This window comes from Nostoc sp. (assembly GCF_036917195.1).
Lineage (GTDB): Bacteria > Cyanobacteriota > Cyanobacteriia > Cyanobacteriales > Nostocaceae > Nostoc.
This window is the reverse complement of the sequence record NZ_JBALDG010000035.1, coordinates 1-19062: the sequence shown is the minus strand read 5'-3', so window position 1 is coordinate 19062 and position 19062 is coordinate 1. Positions and strand designations below refer to the sequence as shown.

Here is a 19062-nt window from a genome sequence, read left to right as displayed (position 1 = left end):
TTTGGCTCTTAGATTAACTCCAAACTAAAATTTCAAATTATTCCCCGCTATAGTAATTCTGTAGCGGTTTTTTTTGCATTATATGTCTACAAAAAAATTATTTTTGTTATTTAGCTTGATAATTGGTGCAAGCTTTTTATCAGGTTGTCAAGAGATTGAGGCAAATTCAGTCACAAAAGCATCTAAAACTTGCCTTGGTAAAGATGCTAAGTTCAGTATTGATTTTTTTAAAACCAATAATCAAGGTAAAAAAAATCAAAGAGGTATTAACAATGTGATTATTTTTAATCCCAAATCAGCAGAATTAGATTTCAAAGTTAATGTTGGTCTATCTCATAAACTCTACGCCAAAGATAGTAGGGGGAAACTGCGTAAAGAATATGTACCAAAACAGTTTCATGAACTGATCGGCGATGAGAATGCTAAATTAAACGGCCAACTACCCATTGCCGCAATTAATGCCGACTATATAGGTACTGATGATAAACCACAAGGCTTAAATGTTTCTCGTGGCGTAGAGTATTCAGGAGCATTTAAAAATAAACGTTCTTCCTTTGGGATATCAGGAGGTACACCCAACCAGCGACAGGCTACTATCCAAACTGGTAGAAGAAAGAGCGATATTCTAAATTATAATTTAGTGGGCGGTAATGGCAGATTCTATCGTCAGGGTAAGTTTAAAGATATTTGTCAAGATTTGGGAGAATTTGCCTGTAAAAATGCAACTAATCGCTCTCTGGCAGCTATCACTAATCAAGGCTATGTAATACTATTAGTTAATGACTTAAAAGCTAATTCAAATATTGAATTGTCTCAAGTTAATCAAGAGTTACTGCCAGATATGTTTGATAATGTCCTAGAAGGCATTGCTAGCAATAACTGTTTAGGTAAGATTCAAGAAGGGATTTTATTTGATGGAGGGATGTCTCCAGGATTATATTATAACCAGAAAACTTATGTAGAAAACCTTGGGCCGATTGGTTCAGTTTTTTTAATTTACAAAAAATAAAATAGTTTAGAAGTTTAGGGCTGTAACGTAACTACGCCCGTTGTAAACATCGACTTTTGTACCATCAACAGGCTACTCTAAATTGGCTAGCTTGGGAGCATTCCATTTTGGAAGAAACATTTTTGGTATCTCACCCTAAATCCAAATACTTTGTCCAGTAAAGACTTTTGTCGCTGGCTAGGACTGGTTTACTTCCATCTGGCTCAATTTTAGAGTACTGACCTTTTAACTTTTTGGGAATTCTCAAGCTTGTTTGGATTCACCCAACGATTAACAAATTCGTTGTTATGTTTGTACACCTTAATTTGCACTTGCTTGGAGCTTAACTTGACTACTTCGGCAGGAATTCTTTGGACATCGCTAGAATCTGCGCGAGCCTTGTAAAGCCAAATGACTTTTTGCCCTACTTGAAAGTAGTTAGAATTGCTAGTAAAAGAAGGCGCTCTTTCTGCCCAAGAAGGGAAAGCAATTGCTAAGTTGATCAAAAGTACTAAGACCACTAGAGTGATTTGGAAAAGTTTCATGATCATTGCACTTGTCTTGGGTCTGATGGGGCAATCAATCTGCTGCTCTAGCATTTAGCTATTGTCCTTCTTTGCTTTCTCAAAGTTGAAAAGTAGATACACTAAAACTTCTTTGGGTAATTTAGCATTACTTTGCTCTTTGAACTCTGAACGAGTGGCTCAGGAATGGGCGCTCCGGTACTGATTACTGTAGAAGTTATTCTTATTAAGTTCTCGGTTGGAGTCCCAATCCTCCGTAGAGAGTTCAAAGTTCAAATCTCTACTGATTTCAGGATAAAGCAACTTTGATAATAAAATCAAATAGTCTTATTTGTTATAGTGATAAATTAAATTTATGATAAAAGTTGTGATGCCCTGACTTGAGATCACAATCTCTATCTCAGCAGTTTGCAACTTAAATCATGTATTCTCCCTAAAACAGGAGATACTTTATTGACTTGTTTGAGAGCTTTTGTTATTTATTGAGCAATACGCTTGCTCTAATTCCCTCCTTAAAAAGGAGGGTTAGGGAGGATCAAGTTTTAACCGAAGCGTATTGGTTTATTGAAGTTAGATTCTTTTTTAAGTAATATATTTACTCTTAATTAATCCAGCTAAAAGTTATTCCTATTTTGACTGATATTTGCCTTGAGTTAGTAACTTAATTTGTTAATATAATTCCTCATTAATTGGCTTAATTGCACAAAATACACCGATAACTACTTAAGCATTTAGTATAACCTTATGGATGTGTTGGTGAGTTAACTCCTCAACTAAATTATTCAATTAACTAAACTCATCAAATCTTCATCTATTTGAAGTGTAGTTTATCTTTTACATTAAAAATAGTGGGAATAATAAAGGAAATCGGATTGAGCAGATTAGTTAGCTATGAGCCAAATATGTGCTATCTCCAAAACCTGTGCTTGTCGCAATGTTGCACGCTGCCGGACTAAGGAGGCAGGCAGGCTCTTTCTCTGGTTCCCCGTTCCCCATACACTGAAAAAAGTCACCTCCTATCTACAGCAGTTTGCCCTGAAGTATGAACTGATGCACAAGCGTCCAGGTCTGAGTTTGGACTGTAGACCTGGACAGTCACAAGAAATTGCCCGTAACCTGGCCCAATTACTTGCACCGAGAGAATTAAGAGAGACGCAAGTCCTTTTCCTTCAAGGTGCTATCCAACCTCAACTCCATGATTTTAGTGACATAACCTCATTACAACGCTTTATTAAGTTCAACCAATCCGACTGGCTGGTTGAAATGCTGGCAACGGAACGATTCACCAGTTACTTCCAACCAATTGTCTCAATTAAGGATACATCGCAGATTTATGGATATGAATCACTCTTGCGGGGGCTGGATGAACAAGGCAATTTAGTGCTACCGGGACCAATTCTGGAGTTAGCAACTGAAGCTGGACTCTTACCACAACTCGACCGAGTTGCTCGCCTGAGCGCGATCGCTCAATTCAGCCGCCATCAAGTAAGCGGGCAGATTTTCATCAATTTTGCACCAACGTCACTTTATGATCCAGCTTTTTGCCTACACAGTACCCTAGAGGCAATTGATCAAGCAGGCATCTCCCATGAGCGGGTTGTTTTTGAGGTGGTGGAGTCAGACAATTTTCAAGATTTAGACCATCTAAAGACAGTGCTCAAATACTACCGGGATGCTGGTTTTTTAGTAGCCCTTGATGACCTCGGTTCTGGCTATTCCAGCCTAAACTTGCTGCATCAGTTACGTCCAGACTTTATTAAGTTGGATATGGAGTTAATTCAAGATGTACATCAAAACCCTTACAAAGCTTCGATTACAGAGAAGCTTCTGGAGATTACTCAAAAGTTAAATATCCAGAGCGTCGTTGAAGGGATTGAGTGCATTGAGGAACTGAACTGGCTGCGAGAACGAGGCGCAACTTTTGCTCAAGGCTATTTGATTGGTAAACCCAGTGCAGTGCCTGTCACTACAACTCTTCACTTTGATCCGATCGCGTTAACTGTTGCATCGGCACATTCTAAGCATGTTGAGCAGCAGGTTCAACACCAAAAGGAGTCTGAGCGAATTGTAGCTGCTGTGACGCAGCGCATTCGACAATCATTGAAGTTAGACGAGATTTTGCAAACCACGGTAGATGAGGTGCGACAACTGTTTAAGGTAGACCGAGTGATAATCTACAAGTTTGAGCCAGACTGGAGTGGGTTAGTCGCTGTAGAATCCTTAGCAGAAGGGTGTATGTCGATTCTAGGATTTCACGTCATGGACACGTGCTTTAAATCCACGCGTGCAGCTTACTATCAACAAGGTAAAACCAAAGCGATCAAAGATATTGAAACTGCGGGACTATCGCCGTGTCATGTTGACCTCCTGCGGAGTTTGGAAATTCGGGCAAATCTTGTCGTGCCCATCTTGCAGCAAGACGGTTTGTGGGGACTATTGATCGCTCACCAATGCCATCATGCCAGACAATGGCAGCAATCGGAGATTAACTTGTTTAACCAGTTAGCCGGACAAGCTGCGATCGCTATTCAGCAATCAGAACTTTACCACCAATTACAACAAGCAAATCATGAATTACAGCGCCTTGCCTGTTCAGATGGTCTAACCCAAGTGGCAAATCGACGCTGCTTTGATGACACGTTCAACGTACAGTGGCAACGGTTGGCACGAGAGCAAGCCTCGTTATCTTTGATTTTGTGCGATGTTGATTACTTTAAGCTTTACAACGATACGCATGGACATCTGGCAGGAGATGATGCACTCAGACAGGTTGCCAAGGCAATCTCTCAGACAGTTAAACACCCCGCTGATCTAGTTGCTCGTTATGGTGGAGAAGAGTTTGCAGTTATTTTACCAAATACTGATATCGAATCGGCCATTGCAGTTGCAAGAGATATTCAGAACAATGTTAGTGCGTTAAAAAAGCCTCATCCCCATTCTCAGGTCAGTGAATTCATCACGCTAAGTCTTGGTGTGGCAACCATCACTCCTCATAGCCAATTATCTCCCGCAACCTTAATTGCTACTGCTGACCAGGGACTCTACCAGGCAAAAGCACAAGGAAGAAATTGTGTGGTGCAGATGGATTGTGAGGAGGTTGACGCTAAATCTCTCCTTTAACACCAGTCTCCATTTTCTCTGCCAATTATCGTGAATATTGTTGATCTGATGATTATTCAATCTCAATCACAACTTTACCGAAGTGAGCAGCACTTTTAAGGTAATGATCGACCTGATTTTTCACTCTTATCTGGAAAACAAGACAGGAAAACCTAACCTCCCAACCCTACAACCCTTGGGGGAGAATTCAAAGCCTCTCAAAAGCAGCCGCAGATTCTAAACTTTACGATTTCCAAGTAGTTCCGGCTGCGACACAATTTGATTTTAAAGCTGTGATAGAAAATGCAGAACCTTGAGAATTGGGACTGTTGATGATTGGTTTGCACCAGTTTGAGACAGAACAAATACCTCTGGGTGGAGGGCGATCGCGTGGCTTAGGTGTAGTTAAACTAGAAATTGACAAGATGCAATGGATTGATGTCAACAACGACCCAGAAAAGTTACTGAGATACTTACAATAATTAATCAGCAGTAATAGAACTGATGACATATCGAGCTATGAAGATGATCAGCAATTCAAGCAGGATTGGACTCATGCTCTCATCAATCATTTAAGAGACAATATAAATAAGAGTTCTACCGCTAAAGCAACACAAAATTATTCAGGAGGTCAATATGGCTTTTAGTAATTACAAAACCATCGGTGAAGTCCTCAAAGCATTTCAGGTTATTTATACAGAAGCTAATTTTATAGGCGAATTTGAGTTTAATGTCTCTGACTACTTTCGAGAAGATTTAGAATTTACGATGCGAGAAGGAGCCGTTGACTGTTCTGAGTTTGCTATATGCGAAAACTTGATATCCCCAGTGTTAAAACAAGTTTGGAAACTATATAGCAGCAAGTTTATTTTATGGAGTCATTATTCTCTGAATAATGACGAAAAGCTATCAGGATTTCCTGAATATATTTTGGCTAAACGTTCTCCATTATGGAAAGTTGTATTTGACAAGCCATACTTCATCTTAGTAGAAGCAAAACAAGATAATTTTGAAACTAGTTGGGCACAATGTTTAGCAGAAATGATTGCTGCTCAAAGACTGAACGGTGAATTGTCAATAACTATCTTCGGTATTGTTTCTAATGGAGTAACATGGCAATTTGGCAAGTTAGAAGGAGAAATATTTACTAGAAATATCCTACCTTCCACAATTTATGAGTTAAATAAACTCTTTGCTACTATCAATTATATTTTTCAACAGTGTGAATTGCAGTTAAACAATCTACTGGCTGCTTAATACTCCAAATTTTTATCAAGAAAATTTAATTATGCACAAACGATTTGTTAATCACTGCACGATTAATTTAACCCAGAAACTACGAATTAGATTAACGTAACTTCCTCCCCCTAAGGGGATGGAAATGGAGTAAAATATTTGACATGGTTTGCATACCAATCAGCGATGCCAAAAGTAGCTACAAAAAATTCTCGTTTCTAGCCTCTGGCTAGAAATGCATTAAAAGCGGCTCTGCCGCAAATTTAGGAGGCAAAGCCTCACAACAGGCATTCCCAGCCAGAGGCTAGGAACGAGGAACCCAGAAACTCTGTCCTTTTAGGAGAAAGGTCAGAGTGTATTCCATACAAACGAGAAGTGCTATGTTTGCACTCCAGAAAAATCATCTGAAACTCAGTTAAGATAAGTAATTGAACGCTAATTCATTATTGATATTATTCTGGCAACCCGTAGTTTAAGTATTTTAAAATACATTCTTTGTCTATTTACAAATTGAGCAAATTCGCTGATCATGACGACACAAGAAAAAATGTGATAAACAACACTTATTTTTGTAATAAGTTGTAGTTTATGTAACTTGTGCAGTTAATCTCCTGTCAAAAATATCATGCCTTTAGTTTCAACGATAAATAAACTGACATCGACTCAAGTCCCCACACTGAATGATTGCAGTTCACAAAGCCTGCTCAACTACTTTCAAAATTCTTGGGAGCTTGAAGAAACACTCATGAAAAGTTTGGTCAGGGAAGAAACTTTTTATTTTAACCCTGATCGATTAAGAAACCGTCTAATTTTTTATCTTGGTCACTCAGCTGTTTTTTTCATCAACAAGTTAATTAGAGTTGGTTTAATTAAAGCTCGAATTAATTCCCAATATGAAACCCTATTTGAAATCGGAGTTAATCCAGAAACACCGACAGAACTCGACGCAGCGATGAAAGGGGTTAGCTGGCCTGATGTAGAAAAAGTTTGGCAATATCGAGACAAAGCACGAGAAGCTATTACAAAGGTGATTCAAAATACTTCTTTGGATCTCCCGATTCATCAACAGCATCCCTTCTGGGCTTTGCTGATGGGAATAGAACATAGTCGCATTCACTTTGAAACCTCTTCGATGCTGGTGCGTCAATTGCCTACTAATTGCCTAAAACGTCCCCAAGGCTGGAATTATGCACCTAGCAAAGGGAATATTCCCAACAATGAAATGCGCCGGGTTCCCGGTGGTGTGGTGAAACTAGGAAAACCCAAGGATGATCTTACATTCGGTTGGGATAGCGAATATGGCGATCGCACTGTTGAAGTAAAACCGTTTTTAGCTAGTCAATATCTAATCACTAACGGAGAATATCTGAAATTTGTTCAAGCTGGTGGTTACAACAATCCAGACTACTGGAATGCTGAATCTTGGGATTGGAAGCAATTCTACAATGTCCAACATCCCAAATTCTGGATACCCTTGCAGGATGGCTACCGCTATCGAGCCACATTCGATGAAATAGACTTACCCCTAGACTGGCCTGTGGAAGTCAATTACTACGAAGCGATCGCATTTTGTCGCTCTCAAGGCTCAGAAATCCGCTTGATGAGTGAAGCCGAATGGAATCAAGCTTTACTTACCTGTAAGGATAACCACTTATCAACTAACTCTAATCTCAACTTACAATTCATTTCCCCCAGCCCAGTGGGAATGTTCAAACCAGCTAATAGCGCTTGTGGGCTTTATGATCTTAGAGGAAATGTCTGGGAATGGTTGGGGGACACTTTCAACGCCCTACCAGAATTTGAACCTCATCCGCTTTACGAAGATCAAGCAGCACCCTTTTTTGATGGCAAACATCAGATGATGCTCGGTGGTTCTTGGGCTACTAATGGTGCAATGGCATTACCAACCTATCGCAACTGGTTTCGTCCCTACTTTTATCAACACGTCGGTTTTAGAATTGCTCAAGATTTAAAAGGAGATTATTGAGAATGAAACCAAATCCTATCCTACCACAACCTGGTCAAGAATCAGTTTGGGATTATCCGCGTCCGGCTCGTTTAGAAGATAGCAACAAATCAATTCGGATAATTGTTAATAGTATTGTTTTAGCAGAAACAAGTAAAGCTAAAAGAGTCGTAGAAACTAGCCATCCTCCTGTTTATTACCTTCCTTCAGAAGACATTAAACTAGAATATCTCATAGAAACACCTAAAAAAACTTGGTGTGAATGGAAAGGTAAGTGTCAATATTATGATATCAGCATCGGTGAGAAGTATATAAATAACGCTGCTTGGCGATATTTTGACCCCACACCTGAGTTTGTAACGATTCAAGAATATTATGCTTTTTATCCTAGTTTAATGGATGCTTGCTATGTAAATGATGAGCTAGTTATGTCTCAACCTGGTGATTTCTATGGGGGATGGATTACTGCTGATATTGTCGGGCCATTTAAAGGTAGTCCAGGAACAATGGGATGGTAATTTATCAAACACAATTCAAGAGTCAGGAGTCAGAATTCTTTTAATAATTTTGCCTAATTAAGAGGTGTCAGATTTAAGCTACTCAATCAAAATTACTAGAAGATTTCATGGTGATATACTCCAAAGAAGCTACAGGGAACATAATTCCTGGCTTCTTTGTACAATGTTCTCCGGTGTAGAGGAGAATTTCTAGAATATATCGGCTGAAAAACAAGGTTATCTCCCAATAGGGTTAAGTTACAGCTATTTATCTCAAAATAGCTGTAAGGATAATTGTAGGTTGAGTGTTCGATTGCGAAACCTAACATTCAATGTTAATTGTTGAGTTACGAGAAGTCACTCCGCTTTTAGGCTAGTGTAGCCGCAACTTTAACAGTTCGACTCCCCCTTTTGCTTAAGCTTTTTTCAACCAGCTAAACATAGCGCGTAAATCTTTGCCAACTTCCTCAATTTTGTGTTCAGCTTCTTTGCGACGCAAAGCGGTAAATCCTGGTTTACCAGCTTGGTTTTCTAAAACAAATTCCCGTGCAAATTGTCCAGATTGAATTTCGCTGAGAATCTTCTGCATTTCAGCTTTGGTTTGTTCGGTAACAATCCGTGGGCCACGGGTATAATCGCCATATTCAGCTGTGTTAGAAATGCTATCGCGCATTTTGGCTAAACCACCTTCTACAACCAAGTCAACAATCAGCTTGACTTCATGCAGACATTCAAAATAAGCCAATTCTGGTTGATAACCAGCTTCAACTAAAGTTTCAAATCCTGCTTTGATTAAAGCACTCAAACCACCGCACAATACTGCTTGTTCGCCAAATAAATCAGTTTCAGTTTCTTCGCGGAAAGTAGTTTCGAGAACACCAGCGCGGCTACCACCGATACCTTTAGCATAAGACATGGCGCGATCGCGTGCCTGACCACTGGCATCTTGATAAACTGCAAATAGCGCTGGTACACCTTCACCCTGTTCATAAGTCCGCCGGACTATATGCCCCGGCCCTTTGGGTGCTATCATCACCACATCTACGTTAGTCGGTGGTACAATTTGCCCAAAGTGAATATTGAAACCGTGGGCAAAAGCTAACACATTCCCTTCCTCTAAATTGGGTTCAATCTCGTTTTTGTAAATCGTTTTTTGGACTTCATCTGGTAACAAAATCATGATGAAGTCAGCAGCATTGGCAGCATCTCCAACATTCTTCACAGTTAACCCCGCTGCTTCAGCTTTTTCTACTGACTTACTACCCGGATATAATCCCACAATCACATTCAAACCACTATCTTTTAAATTGAGAGCGTGGGCATGACCTTGCGAACCATAGCCAATAATGGCAATAGTTTTTCCAGCCAAAAGGTCTAAATTGGCATCTTCGTCATAGTACATCCGGGCCATAGAAGCATCTCCTGTCAGCAAGCGTCGTCATTAATTTGCAGGCTTATGAGTATACCTCAAATTGAGTAACCACGGAACTATGAGCCATTAACAATTCGTAATTCGTAATTACGTTACGGATGGGGATTTACTTTACCAAAGCACTCTTCATCTTTGTTACAGAAATCGCAACAATACAGGTTTTGAGTTTTATATGAGCAATACTGGGATTAACTTCATCCATCTAGGGGTAGATTATGTACGCTTCGACTAAATTACCGCGCACATCTGCTTTATTTGTGAGTGTGTTATTAGGAGGGGTGATTTTCACCAGTTGTGCCTCTTCCCATCAGTCAGCAAATAAGGCTTTACCTCCAATTGCAGCCGATGGCAGGGCAAATCAAGCAACTGCACCTGCTAATGAAAGCAGTATTTCCCAAAAGGCGGAAGCTTCACCAATAGCCCGTTCTCGTCCCCAACTCATCAAAAAGGCAGCAATCTCTTTGACTGTCAACTCTGTAGATCAGACTATTGATGCTGTTTCGCAAATTATCAATAAACAGCAAGGGGATTTGATCGGGTTGAAACAACAACAACCCAAAAACGACAACCCGCGTTACACAGCAACAATGCAATTGCGGATACCAGAGAATCTGCTGGAATCTACATTAGAACAACTAGCTAAATTGGGCACTGTCGAGAGTCGCAATATCACTGCGGAAGATGTAGGCGATCGCCTGGTGGATTTCCAAGCTAGATTAACCAATTTGCAAAAAACTGAAGCCAATCTGCAAAAAATTATGGATCGGGCAGGTTCTGTTAGAGATGTGCTTAGTGTTGCCCAAGAACTGAGTAATGTCCGAGAAACAATAGAACAAATTGATGCCCAACTCAAAAGCCTACAAAATCAAGTTGCTTATTCCACTATTACGCTGAACCTAGAAGCAGCAGTTTCTAGCACCAGTCCCCAACCTGCCTTTGGTTTGCAAGTTCAGGAAACTTGGAACAACTCCACTCACTCTTTGAGGGCATTTTCCGTTGGCTTACTCAAGCTGAGTATTTGGTTAATTGTTTACAGTCCCTATTTGTTAATTTTTGCTGCTCTTATCTATAGCTTTACTCGTTGGCGGCGAACTCATTCACCACGTTTGACACAAACACCAGAATCAACTAGTTCTGAGTGAGTTTGCATAAATCATACATCTACCTTTGATAAATTTACATAAGTAAAAATTAATTCAAATATTGCCAAATCTTATTGTCTAAGTCTCCATCTTGAAAAGTTCTGTTTATCCTGTCGTTTTGATTACTTTAATCTTCAATCAAATGTAAAAAACAATACAAAATATATGATGACAATTTTGATACAAGTTTGTTAAGAATAGTTACAATAGTCGGAATACAGGATAATATTTCTTATGGTAAACTCACTTGACAATAATCCACCTCATCAAGTAATAATTGTTGGCGGTGGTTTTGGTGGACTTTATGCGGCCAAAACACTCGCCAAGGCAGCAGTAAACGTTACCCTGATTGATAAACGCAACTTTCATCTATTTCAACCCCTCCTATACCAAGTCGCCACAGGTGCGCTATCTCCTGCGGATATTTCCTCACCGTTGCGTTCTGTACTCAGCAAGAGCAAGAATACGAAAGTGCTGCTGGGAGAGGTGAATAATATTGATCCAGAAGCACAAAAAGTAATTGTGGGCGACGAAGCAATACCTTACGATACGTTAATTGTCGCTACAGGTGCGAAGCATTCCTACTTTGGCAAAGACAACTGGGAAGAATTTGCCCCAGGCTTGAAAACAGTAGAAGATGCCATAGAAATGCGTAGCCGGATTTTTACAGCCTTTGAAGCCGCAGAAAAAGAAACTGATCCAGAAAAACGCCGTGCTTGGTTAACCTTTGTAATTGTCGGTGGTGGCCCAACTGGTGTAGAATTGGCTGGCGCGATCGCAGAATTAGCAAACCAAACTCTCACAGAAGATTTCCGCAGCATCGACACATCGGAAGCTAGGATTTTGCTATTAGAAGGTCTGGATCGGATTCTGCCACCCTTTGCACCAGAGTTATCACAAGAAGCGGAAGCATCCCTGACGCGGTTAGGGGTGATTGTCCAGACAAAAACACTGGTAACGAATATTGAAAATGATATTGTTACCCTCAAACAAGGCGATGAAGTTAAAGAGATTGCCTCAAAAACAGTATTATGGGCAGCAGGTGTGAAAGCTTCAGCAATGGGAAAAGTGCTAGCAGAACGCACAGATGCCGAATGCGATCGCGTTGGACGCGTTATTGTCGAACCTGATTTGAGTATTAAGGGACATCCTAATATTTTTGTAATTGGCGACTTAGCAAATTTTTCTCATCAAAATGGTAAACCGCTACCTGGTGTTGCACCTGTAGCAAAGCAACAAGGTGAATATGTAGCAGCGCTAGTCCAAAAGCGGCTTACAGGTAATAGTTTGTCACCCTTTGCTTATACCGATCATGGTAGTTTGGCAATGATTGGGCACAATTCTGCTGTGGTCGATTTCGGCTTTATCAAGCTGAAAGGTTTTGTTGCATGGCTGTTTTGGCTATTGATTCACATCTACTTCTTAATTGAATTTAACAACAAATTAGTAGTAATGATTCAGTGGGCATGGAACTATTTCACCCGTAATCGGGGAGCAAGATTGATTACAGGTCAAGAATCACTCACGCAGTTTCAAATTGGCGATCGCAACAGTTATTACACATCAGAAACTAATAAACAGCCAGTAAATATCTAATTATGGGGCATTGGGCATTGGGTTTAGTAGTCTCCCTTGTCCCCTTATCCCCTTGTCTCCCCCACTCCTAGCAACACAACAAAGTTATCGCCCTTATAAATTAGCAGTAAGCTGTTTGAGGGCGTTTTTCATAATCTACATATGGCAACTATTAACGACAACTACCTGAAACTGAAAGCGGGTTATTTGTTTCCAGAAATTGCTCGGCGGGTGAATGCCTTTGCTGAAGCGAATCCTGATGCTAAGGTGATCCGGTTGGGCATTGGTGATGTTACCGAACCTTTGCCAGAAGCTTGCCGCACAGCTATGATTAAAGCTGTGGAAGAAATGGGCGATCGCAATACCTTCAAAGGCTACGGCCCAGAGCAAGGCTACGCCTGGTTACGGGAAAAAATAGCTACTCAAGATTTCCAAGCGCGGGGAGCCGAAATTGATGCTTCAGAAATCTTTATCTCTGATGGTTCCAAGTGCGACACTGGCAATATTCTGGAAATCTTTGGTCATGATAACATCATCGCCGTTACTGACCCTGTTTATCCCGTGTATGTAGACACTAACGTTATGGTGGGAAATACGGGGGATGCCAACGAGAAAGGCGAGTTTGAAGGCTTAGTTTATCTGCCGATTACGGCTGAAAACAACTTCACCGCCGAAATTCCCTCAAAAAAAGTCGATTTAATTTATCTCTGCTTTCCCAATAACCCCACTGGCGCAACTGCTACCAAGGAATATTTAAAGGCATGGGTAGACTATGCCAAAGCTAATAACTCGATTATTTTCTTTGATGCAGCCTACGAAGCTTATATTACCGATCCATCACTTCCCCACTCAATTTATGAAATTGAAGGTGCAAGAGAAGTTGCGATCGAGTTTCGGTCTTTTTCCAAAAATGCAGGCTTTACAGGAACTCGTTGCGCGTTAACTGTTGTACCGAAGACACTTACAGCAAAAGCCGCCGATGGTTACGATGTGGAACTATGGAAACTATGGAATCGTCGCCAGTCCACCAAATTTAATGGCGTTTCTTACATCGTTCAACGGGGAGCCGAAGCGGTTTACTCCGAAGATGGACAAGCACAAATCAAGGGATTGGTGAGTTTCTATCTAGAAAACGCCAAAATTATCCGCGAGAAACTCACAGCCGCCGGATTATCAGTTTATGGTGGCGTGAATGCACCTTACGTCTGGGTGAAAACTCCTAATGGTTTATCCAGTTGGGAATTCTTTGATAAGTTACTGCAAACTGTCAACGTTGTAGGAACACCTGGTTCTGGCTTCGGTGCTGCGGGTGAAGGTTACTTCCGCATTTCGGCGTTTAACAGTCGGGAAAATGTGGAAGAGGCGATGAAGCGGATTGCTGAGAAGTTTAAGGTGTAAGGCGATCGCTTTTGTTAAACTCAATCTATTAGTCTAAAGGTTACGGTGGGCTGTATTACCCACCGCAACCTGATAGATAATTATTGAAACTCAGCCTACTTATATTCTGATTATGACTGCTGCTATCACCGTTTTCAAACCTGTTAGCCAGATGCAGTTAGCACCTGGTAGCATGGTGACTATTCCAGATGTTAGCTGGGAAGAATTTGAATCTATTTTACAAGAATTGGGAGAAAAAAGAACTACACGAATTGCCTACAGCCAGAGTACTTTAGAAATTATGGCTCCTTTACCAGAACATGAAATACCCAAAGATTTAATTTCTGATATTGTCAAGATATTGCTGAAGGCTAAAGATATCAGATACCAACCTTTTGGTTCCACCACCTTTAAACGGCAAGGTGTAGCAGGAGTTGAACCTGATGCTTGCTTTTATATTCAAAATTATCAACAAATGATTGGTCATCGCCGCTTGCAACCTGATGATCCACCACCAGATTTAGCGATTGAGACTGATGTCACATCAAAAACTACTCTCGATGCTTATGAAGCCATTGGAGTCCCAGAATTGTGGGTTTACGATAGCGGGAGTCTTTCTATTTATTTGCTGAGAGATGGGAAATACATAAAATCTAACACTAGTCCTAATTTTGAAGATATAGCGATTACTCAAATTATCCCTGCTGCGGTGGAACGTAGTTGGCAAGTAGGAAGTTTTCAAGCTTTAGAAGAATTGAGAGCGAGGATTCAATAAATGATAAAATAGGCATCGCTCATTGTGAGTTACTGTCAAATGAGGCATTGACTTAATGCCTAACAAATGTGCTAATGCAAACACAGGTGTTGATTGACTTAGGTATCTGGATAATTTAAAAAGTTTTGGAAAGATTAATTATAGATAAGGGTGCTAATTTAATAGAGTAATTTTGATCAATATCACATAATGTTTATTAAAGAGTGACACTTCTTTCATGCCTGAACAGATTGTCGTCGTTGAATATGATCCCAGCTGGCCCTCACTGTTCGAGAAGTTGAAAACTCCTGTGGCTGAAGTTCTCGGCGAAAGCGCGTTAGCTATCGAACATGTTGGCAGCACATCCGTGCCTGGACTTGCTGCCAAGCCAATTATTGACATGGATGTAGTGGTGCCATCAACTGCCGACATTAGAGCTACTATCCTTGCGCTTGCCACCCTTGGATATGTGCATCAGGGCGATCTCGGTATCAAAGGGCGCGAAGCCTTTCTCTGGCCATCGAACGCACCGCGCCACCACCTCTATGTTTGCCCACGCGATAGCAAGGAACTCCGTCGTCACCTATTGTTTCGTAACTACCTGATCAAATATTCCTCCGAAGCGCATAGATATGCACTCCTCAAGCGTGAACTGGCGCAGAAGTTCGCGTCGAATCGCCAAGCATACACTGACGCCAAGTCTGAATACATTCAAATGATTACTGAACGGGCGTTGCATGACCTTAGAGCAATCTGAATAACTAGACATTTAACCCAATAAGGGATATTAAAGCAAGTATTTTAATAATTATTTACAACTTGTCCCATTTGCCACGTATTTCGGCACACCTCCTATATGCAGTAAAAATTAATCCACTAAAAGGTGCGATCGCCTTCAAATTGTATTTGTTAACTTAGCATTTTGGCTAAGTTTAATAGAATTCCTATCTGGCTCTGAATACATAGCAAATAATTCACTAAAAACCTCTTCCCCATTAATCTCTCCACTACTAAAAAATCGTTCTACCTCAACCGAACCATCCTCAAAAAATTCCACTTCCCATCGTTCACCAGGCACAGCCACATTTACCATAATCGTTTCATCTCGATGATGAGCTAGAGTGTAACTAATTTTCTCTTGTTCTAATTGATTTAGAAAAGTAACTATTTTGCCAAATCCATGATTCTTCATTTGTCAAACCTCTTATCGCTTAATAACTTGCGAACAACTTTAAAACCCGGTTGATTTACCTCTGCTCCCGCTTCAATCTCCTCCCATAACATTTCACAAAACTTATCCCAACTGGGCGATTCTTCCGGGAGTCGAGCCTGTTTTATACTACCCTTCTTGTATTTCAGGATTTCAGACACCTTTTGCCCAGCAAATTTATGTACTATTGCTCAGTTTCCTTTTAATTGAATAGCTACTTTACTTTATACAATACTGATCGCTCATACATGACTACTCCAACGTTGCTATACTTACGGCAGTAAACTAGCCACTTTTTCAATCATCCATTAATTGCATCAAAAAATTACTCATGAGAATTACTTCTTCCTTTTTCGCCATCATCTGGTAAATCGATTTTCGGCTCAACTTTTTCTCGTCCATAATTAGCCAAAGTCACCCCTTCTTCTAAATATACAGCAGAGTATTTACTCAACCCAATACGTTGTGAAGTATAAATTCCAGAATGACCTGAAAATAGGTAGCTTACTACACAGCCAATACCAATAAATACCCCTGATTCCAAACCAAATAATTCAATTCCCATTAGAGTTGATGCTAAAGGTGTATTTGCTGCACCTGCAAACACACCCACAAATCCCATTCCTGCTAACAGTGGTGCAGGTAATGCTAAAAGCAACGACAAAGCATTACCTAAAGTTGCACCAATAAAAAACAAAGGTGTCACTTCTCCTCCCTTAAAACCTGCTCCTAAAGTTAGAGCAGTCAGACCAAATTTTGCTGCAAAATCCCAAGGAGGTAGCTTAGTGGAGAAAGAATCAACGATAGTAGGGATACCAAGTCCAATGTACTTCGTTGTACCACTTAACCCAACAATTGCTGCGATGATCGCACCGCCTATTAAAGGACGCATTGGAGGATAAGATATCTTTGCTTTAAAGAAGTGACCAATTTTGTGAGTTACTTGAGCAAAGAATCTCGCGACAATTCCAAAGATTGCACCTGCGATAATGGCAGCAATCAACCCCCAAATTGTGAGCGTCGGTATAGAAGGAGCGTGTCGGTATGCAGTATGATGCAAACCCAATAGTAAGGTTACTTGATTCCCAACGATCGCAGCAATTAAAGAAGGGAAAAGAGCGTCGTAATTAATTTTACCAATCGCTAAAACTTCTAGACCAAATACGGTTCCAGCTAAGGGAGTACCAAAAACTGAAGCAAATCCTCCACTGATACCTGCCGTTAATAAAATTCGCCGATTAGCTCCTTGAAAATGTAATATTTTAGTTAACTGGTCTGCTAAAGAAGCACCCATTTGCAATGCTGTACCTTCACGACCGGCTGAACCTCCAAATAAATGTGTAAGGTCTGTTCCTAGCAAAACAAGAGGAGCCATCCGAAAGGGAATAATATTTTTAGGTTTATGGATTTCTTCAAGTAAAAGATTATTTCCAGCTTCTACAGTCCGACCGAATTGATGATAAATCCAACCACTCAAGAACCCTCCAAGGGGCAGGAAAGCGATAATCCAGCGATGTGATTCTCGCCAATCAGTTGCCCATTCTAATGATGCTAAAAGAGCCGCTGAAGCTGTTCCAGCAAGAATGCCAACCACAACGGAAATAGGCAACCATTTAATTAGGTGTGGTAATGCAATAAACGGTTCAAACTGACGAAAGTGTTTCATACCATGACTCCTTGAGGTGCGATTTGTAGACTTACACTTTCTACAGGGGAGTCAGGTAATGCATTTAGCCAAGCCCTACTCTCCCGCAGTCAGCGGAGAAAGTAGGAGCCATCAGCCTTTCAGTGATCATTTTTAGGACTGGAAAGGCGGTTTCGGCGAGCTCCATCGCCATTGATTTGAGTTTAACAGGACTTATGCAAAATTATGAAAAAATGAACATTTCTTAGAAATCCCTAATGGCGTAAGCGTAGCCCACCGTAGGCATCGCACTTGTAATTTCTGCGTGGATAAACAATTTACTACTATAGATAGATGTCTTTTTGTTATCGATTAATATAGTTTTTTTACCAATAGAACAACTATCAAAAACTACTAAATTAGTATTTATAAAAGTTAAGTAGGAAAACCGTACTTCTCTGATAGGTTTTCTGTACCATATATCTAAGTTTAGCTGGATAGAATCAAAATGTAGCTTAAGTAATGCTGTTTTCTAGAAAATTTCCACAGCATTAGCAGGAGAGCAAAAATATGACAAATCAATTGAAAACGGCTGCTTTGCTAGCTGTACTAAGTGGTCTTTTGATCGCAATTAGTTACTGGGTAATTGGCGGTAGTAGTGGCTTGATCATCGGAATTGGCTTGGCAGCAGTAACAAACTTGTTTTCCTGGTATCAATCAGATAAGATTGCCCTGGCAGTATACCGCGCCCAGCCTGTGAGTGAAGTGGAAGCACCAGGACTTTATCGGATGGTGCAGAGATTAAGCGATCGCGCTAAGATTCCCATGCCCAGAGTTTACATTGTTCCAAGCCAAGGTGCTAACGCCTTCGCTACAGGACGCGATCCAGAAAACGCTGCTGTTGCTGTCACCGAAGGTATTTTGAATATATTGCCAGATGACGAACTCGAAGGCGTTATCGCCCACGAACTTACCCACATTATTAATCGTGACACCCTCACCCAAGCTGTTGCTGCTACTGTTGCTGGTGCTATCTCATTCCTAGCGCAAATAGTGAGTTATAGCTTATGGTTTGGCGGTGGTTCACGAGATGATAACAGAGGGGCAAATCCTTTGGGAGTTTTGTTAACAGTAATGCTTGCGCCAGTGGCTGCGACAATTATTCAGCTAGCAATTTCGCGCACACGAGAATTCTCTGCTGATGCAGGTTCTGCTAAATTAACTGGTAATCCCCGTGCTTTAGCCAGGGCATTACAACGCTTAGAAGCCTCAGCAAGGCAGATGCCTTTAAATGCTAATCCAGCATTTGAGCCGTTATTAATTATCAATTCCATCTCTGGACAGTTTCTAGGTAACTTGTTCTCCAGTCACCCTGCTACAGAGGTGCGAGTTGCAGCATTGCTTAAATTAGAGCAACAACTACCAACAAAAACTTATTAAATTTTTGTCATTAGTCATTTGTTAAATCACAAATGACTAATGATTATCGTTATAGGGTGCAGTTTTCATCCGAGAGTAAACATTGTAATTAAGGATTTTTAACTATCGCGACTTAAACAAAAATTAAGCCCAAATAAAGCCCAAACTAGCTTTGTAAGCAGCAAACACGTCACGGTTGAGAGTCAACCAATCAAAAAA

The 19062-nt window shown here is 40.6% G+C and carries 16 protein-coding genes and 1 riboswitch; of the genes, 12 read left to right on the top strand and 4 right to left on the bottom strand.

What is annotated here, in order from left to right; all coding sequences use genetic code 11:
- The first annotated feature begins 82 nt into the window (after positions 1–82).
- Positions 83–1009: a phosphodiester glycosidase family protein gene (locus V7K40_RS12780; RefSeq protein WP_334960042.1), complete on the top strand. Its 927-nt coding sequence runs from the start codon at positions 83–85 to the stop codon at positions 1007–1009.
- A 209-nt stretch (positions 1010–1218) separates the two neighbouring features.
- On the opposite strand, the gene V7K40_RS12775 is transcribed toward V7K40_RS12780, so the two are convergent.
- Positions 1219–1533, bottom strand: a complete 315-nt coding sequence (locus V7K40_RS12775; protein WP_334960040.1) for a hypothetical protein — start codon at positions 1531–1533, stop codon at positions 1219–1221.
- Between the two features lie 870 nt (positions 1534–2403).
- Between V7K40_RS12775 and V7K40_RS12770 the strand changes: the two genes are divergently transcribed.
- The 5 genes from V7K40_RS12770 (at position 2404) to V7K40_RS12750 (ending at position 8331) form a co-directional block, all read left to right on the top strand.
- Entirely contained in the window at positions 2404–4632 is a 2229-nt protein-coding gene (locus V7K40_RS12770) for an EAL domain-containing protein (protein ID WP_334960038.1), read from the top strand.
- A 311-nt stretch (positions 4633–4943) separates the two neighbouring features.
- Complete coding sequence (locus V7K40_RS12765; protein ID WP_334960036.1) at positions 4944–5093, top strand: hypothetical protein; 150 nt, start codon at positions 4944–4946, stop codon at positions 5091–5093.
- A gap of 154 nt (positions 5094–5247) precedes the next feature.
- Complete coding sequence (locus V7K40_RS12760) at positions 5248–5868, top strand: hypothetical protein (RefSeq protein ID WP_334960034.1); 621 nt, start codon at positions 5248–5250, stop codon at positions 5866–5868.
- A 604-nt stretch (positions 5869–6472) separates the two neighbouring features.
- Entirely contained in the window at positions 6473–7834 is a 1362-nt protein-coding gene (ovoA, locus tag V7K40_RS12755) for a 5-histidylcysteine sulfoxide synthase (protein ID WP_334960032.1), read from the top strand.
- Positions 7835–7836: 2 nt separating this feature from the next.
- Positions 7837–8331, top strand: coding sequence for a DUF427 domain-containing protein (locus tag V7K40_RS12750; protein WP_334960030.1), 495 nt, complete (start codon positions 7837–7839; stop codon positions 8329–8331).
- 394 nt (positions 8332–8725) lie between these two features.
- Here the strand turns inward: V7K40_RS12750 and ilvC are convergent, their stop codons facing one another.
- A complete protein-coding gene (gene ilvC / locus V7K40_RS12745) occupies positions 8726–9739 on the bottom strand; it encodes a ketol-acid reductoisomerase (RefSeq protein WP_334960097.1) in 1014 nt (337 codons plus the stop codon).
- Between the two features lie 218 nt (positions 9740–9957).
- On the opposite strand from ilvC, the gene V7K40_RS12740 reads away from it, so the two are divergent.
- From V7K40_RS12740 to V7K40_RS12720, 5 genes are all read left to right on the top strand, one after another.
- Positions 9958–10884, top strand: a complete 927-nt coding sequence (locus tag V7K40_RS12740) for a DUF4349 domain-containing protein (RefSeq protein WP_334960028.1) — start codon at positions 9958–9960, stop codon at positions 10882–10884.
- Positions 10885–11118: 234 nt separating this feature from the next.
- The gene (locus V7K40_RS12735) at positions 11119–12480 is read left to right on the top strand and encodes an NAD(P)/FAD-dependent oxidoreductase (protein ID WP_334960026.1); all 1362 of its coding nucleotides are present in this window, start codon (positions 11119–11121) and stop codon (positions 12478–12480) included.
- 141 nt (positions 12481–12621) lie between these two features.
- Positions 12622–13857, top strand: a complete 1236-nt coding sequence (locus V7K40_RS12730; RefSeq protein ID WP_334960024.1) for an LL-diaminopimelate aminotransferase — start codon at positions 12622–12624, stop codon at positions 13855–13857.
- 112 nt (positions 13858–13969) lie between these two features.
- Positions 13970–14611, top strand: coding sequence for a Uma2 family endonuclease (locus V7K40_RS12725; protein WP_334960022.1), 642 nt, complete (start codon positions 13970–13972; stop codon positions 14609–14611).
- A gap of 217 nt (positions 14612–14828) precedes the next feature.
- Positions 14829–15347 carry a GrpB family protein gene (locus V7K40_RS12720; RefSeq protein ID WP_334960020.1) on the top strand — a complete coding sequence of 173 codons (519 nt, stop codon included), beginning with the start codon at positions 14829–14831 and terminating at the stop codon, positions 15345–15347.
- Positions 15348–15485: 138 nt separating this feature from the next.
- Here V7K40_RS12720 and V7K40_RS12715 read toward each other — a convergent pair whose 3' ends face one another.
- Positions 15486–15782 (bottom strand): hypothetical protein, encoded by a 297-nt coding sequence (locus V7K40_RS12715; protein ID WP_334960018.1) that lies wholly within the window; start codon positions 15780–15782, stop codon positions 15486–15488.
- Between the two features lie 343 nt (positions 15783–16125).
- A complete protein-coding gene (locus V7K40_RS12710; RefSeq protein WP_334960016.1) occupies positions 16126–17466 on the bottom strand; it encodes a voltage-gated chloride channel family protein in 1341 nt (446 codons plus the stop codon).
- 95 nt (positions 17467–17561) lie between these two features.
- Positions 17562–17645, bottom strand: a riboswitch (Fluoride riboswitch).
- A gap of 349 nt (positions 17646–17994) precedes the next feature.
- On the opposite strand from V7K40_RS12710, the gene V7K40_RS12705 reads away from it, so the two are divergent.
- Positions 17995–18864, top strand: coding sequence for a zinc metalloprotease HtpX (locus V7K40_RS12705; protein WP_334960014.1), 870 nt, complete (start codon positions 17995–17997; stop codon positions 18862–18864).
- Positions 18865–19062 lie beyond the last annotated feature (198 nt).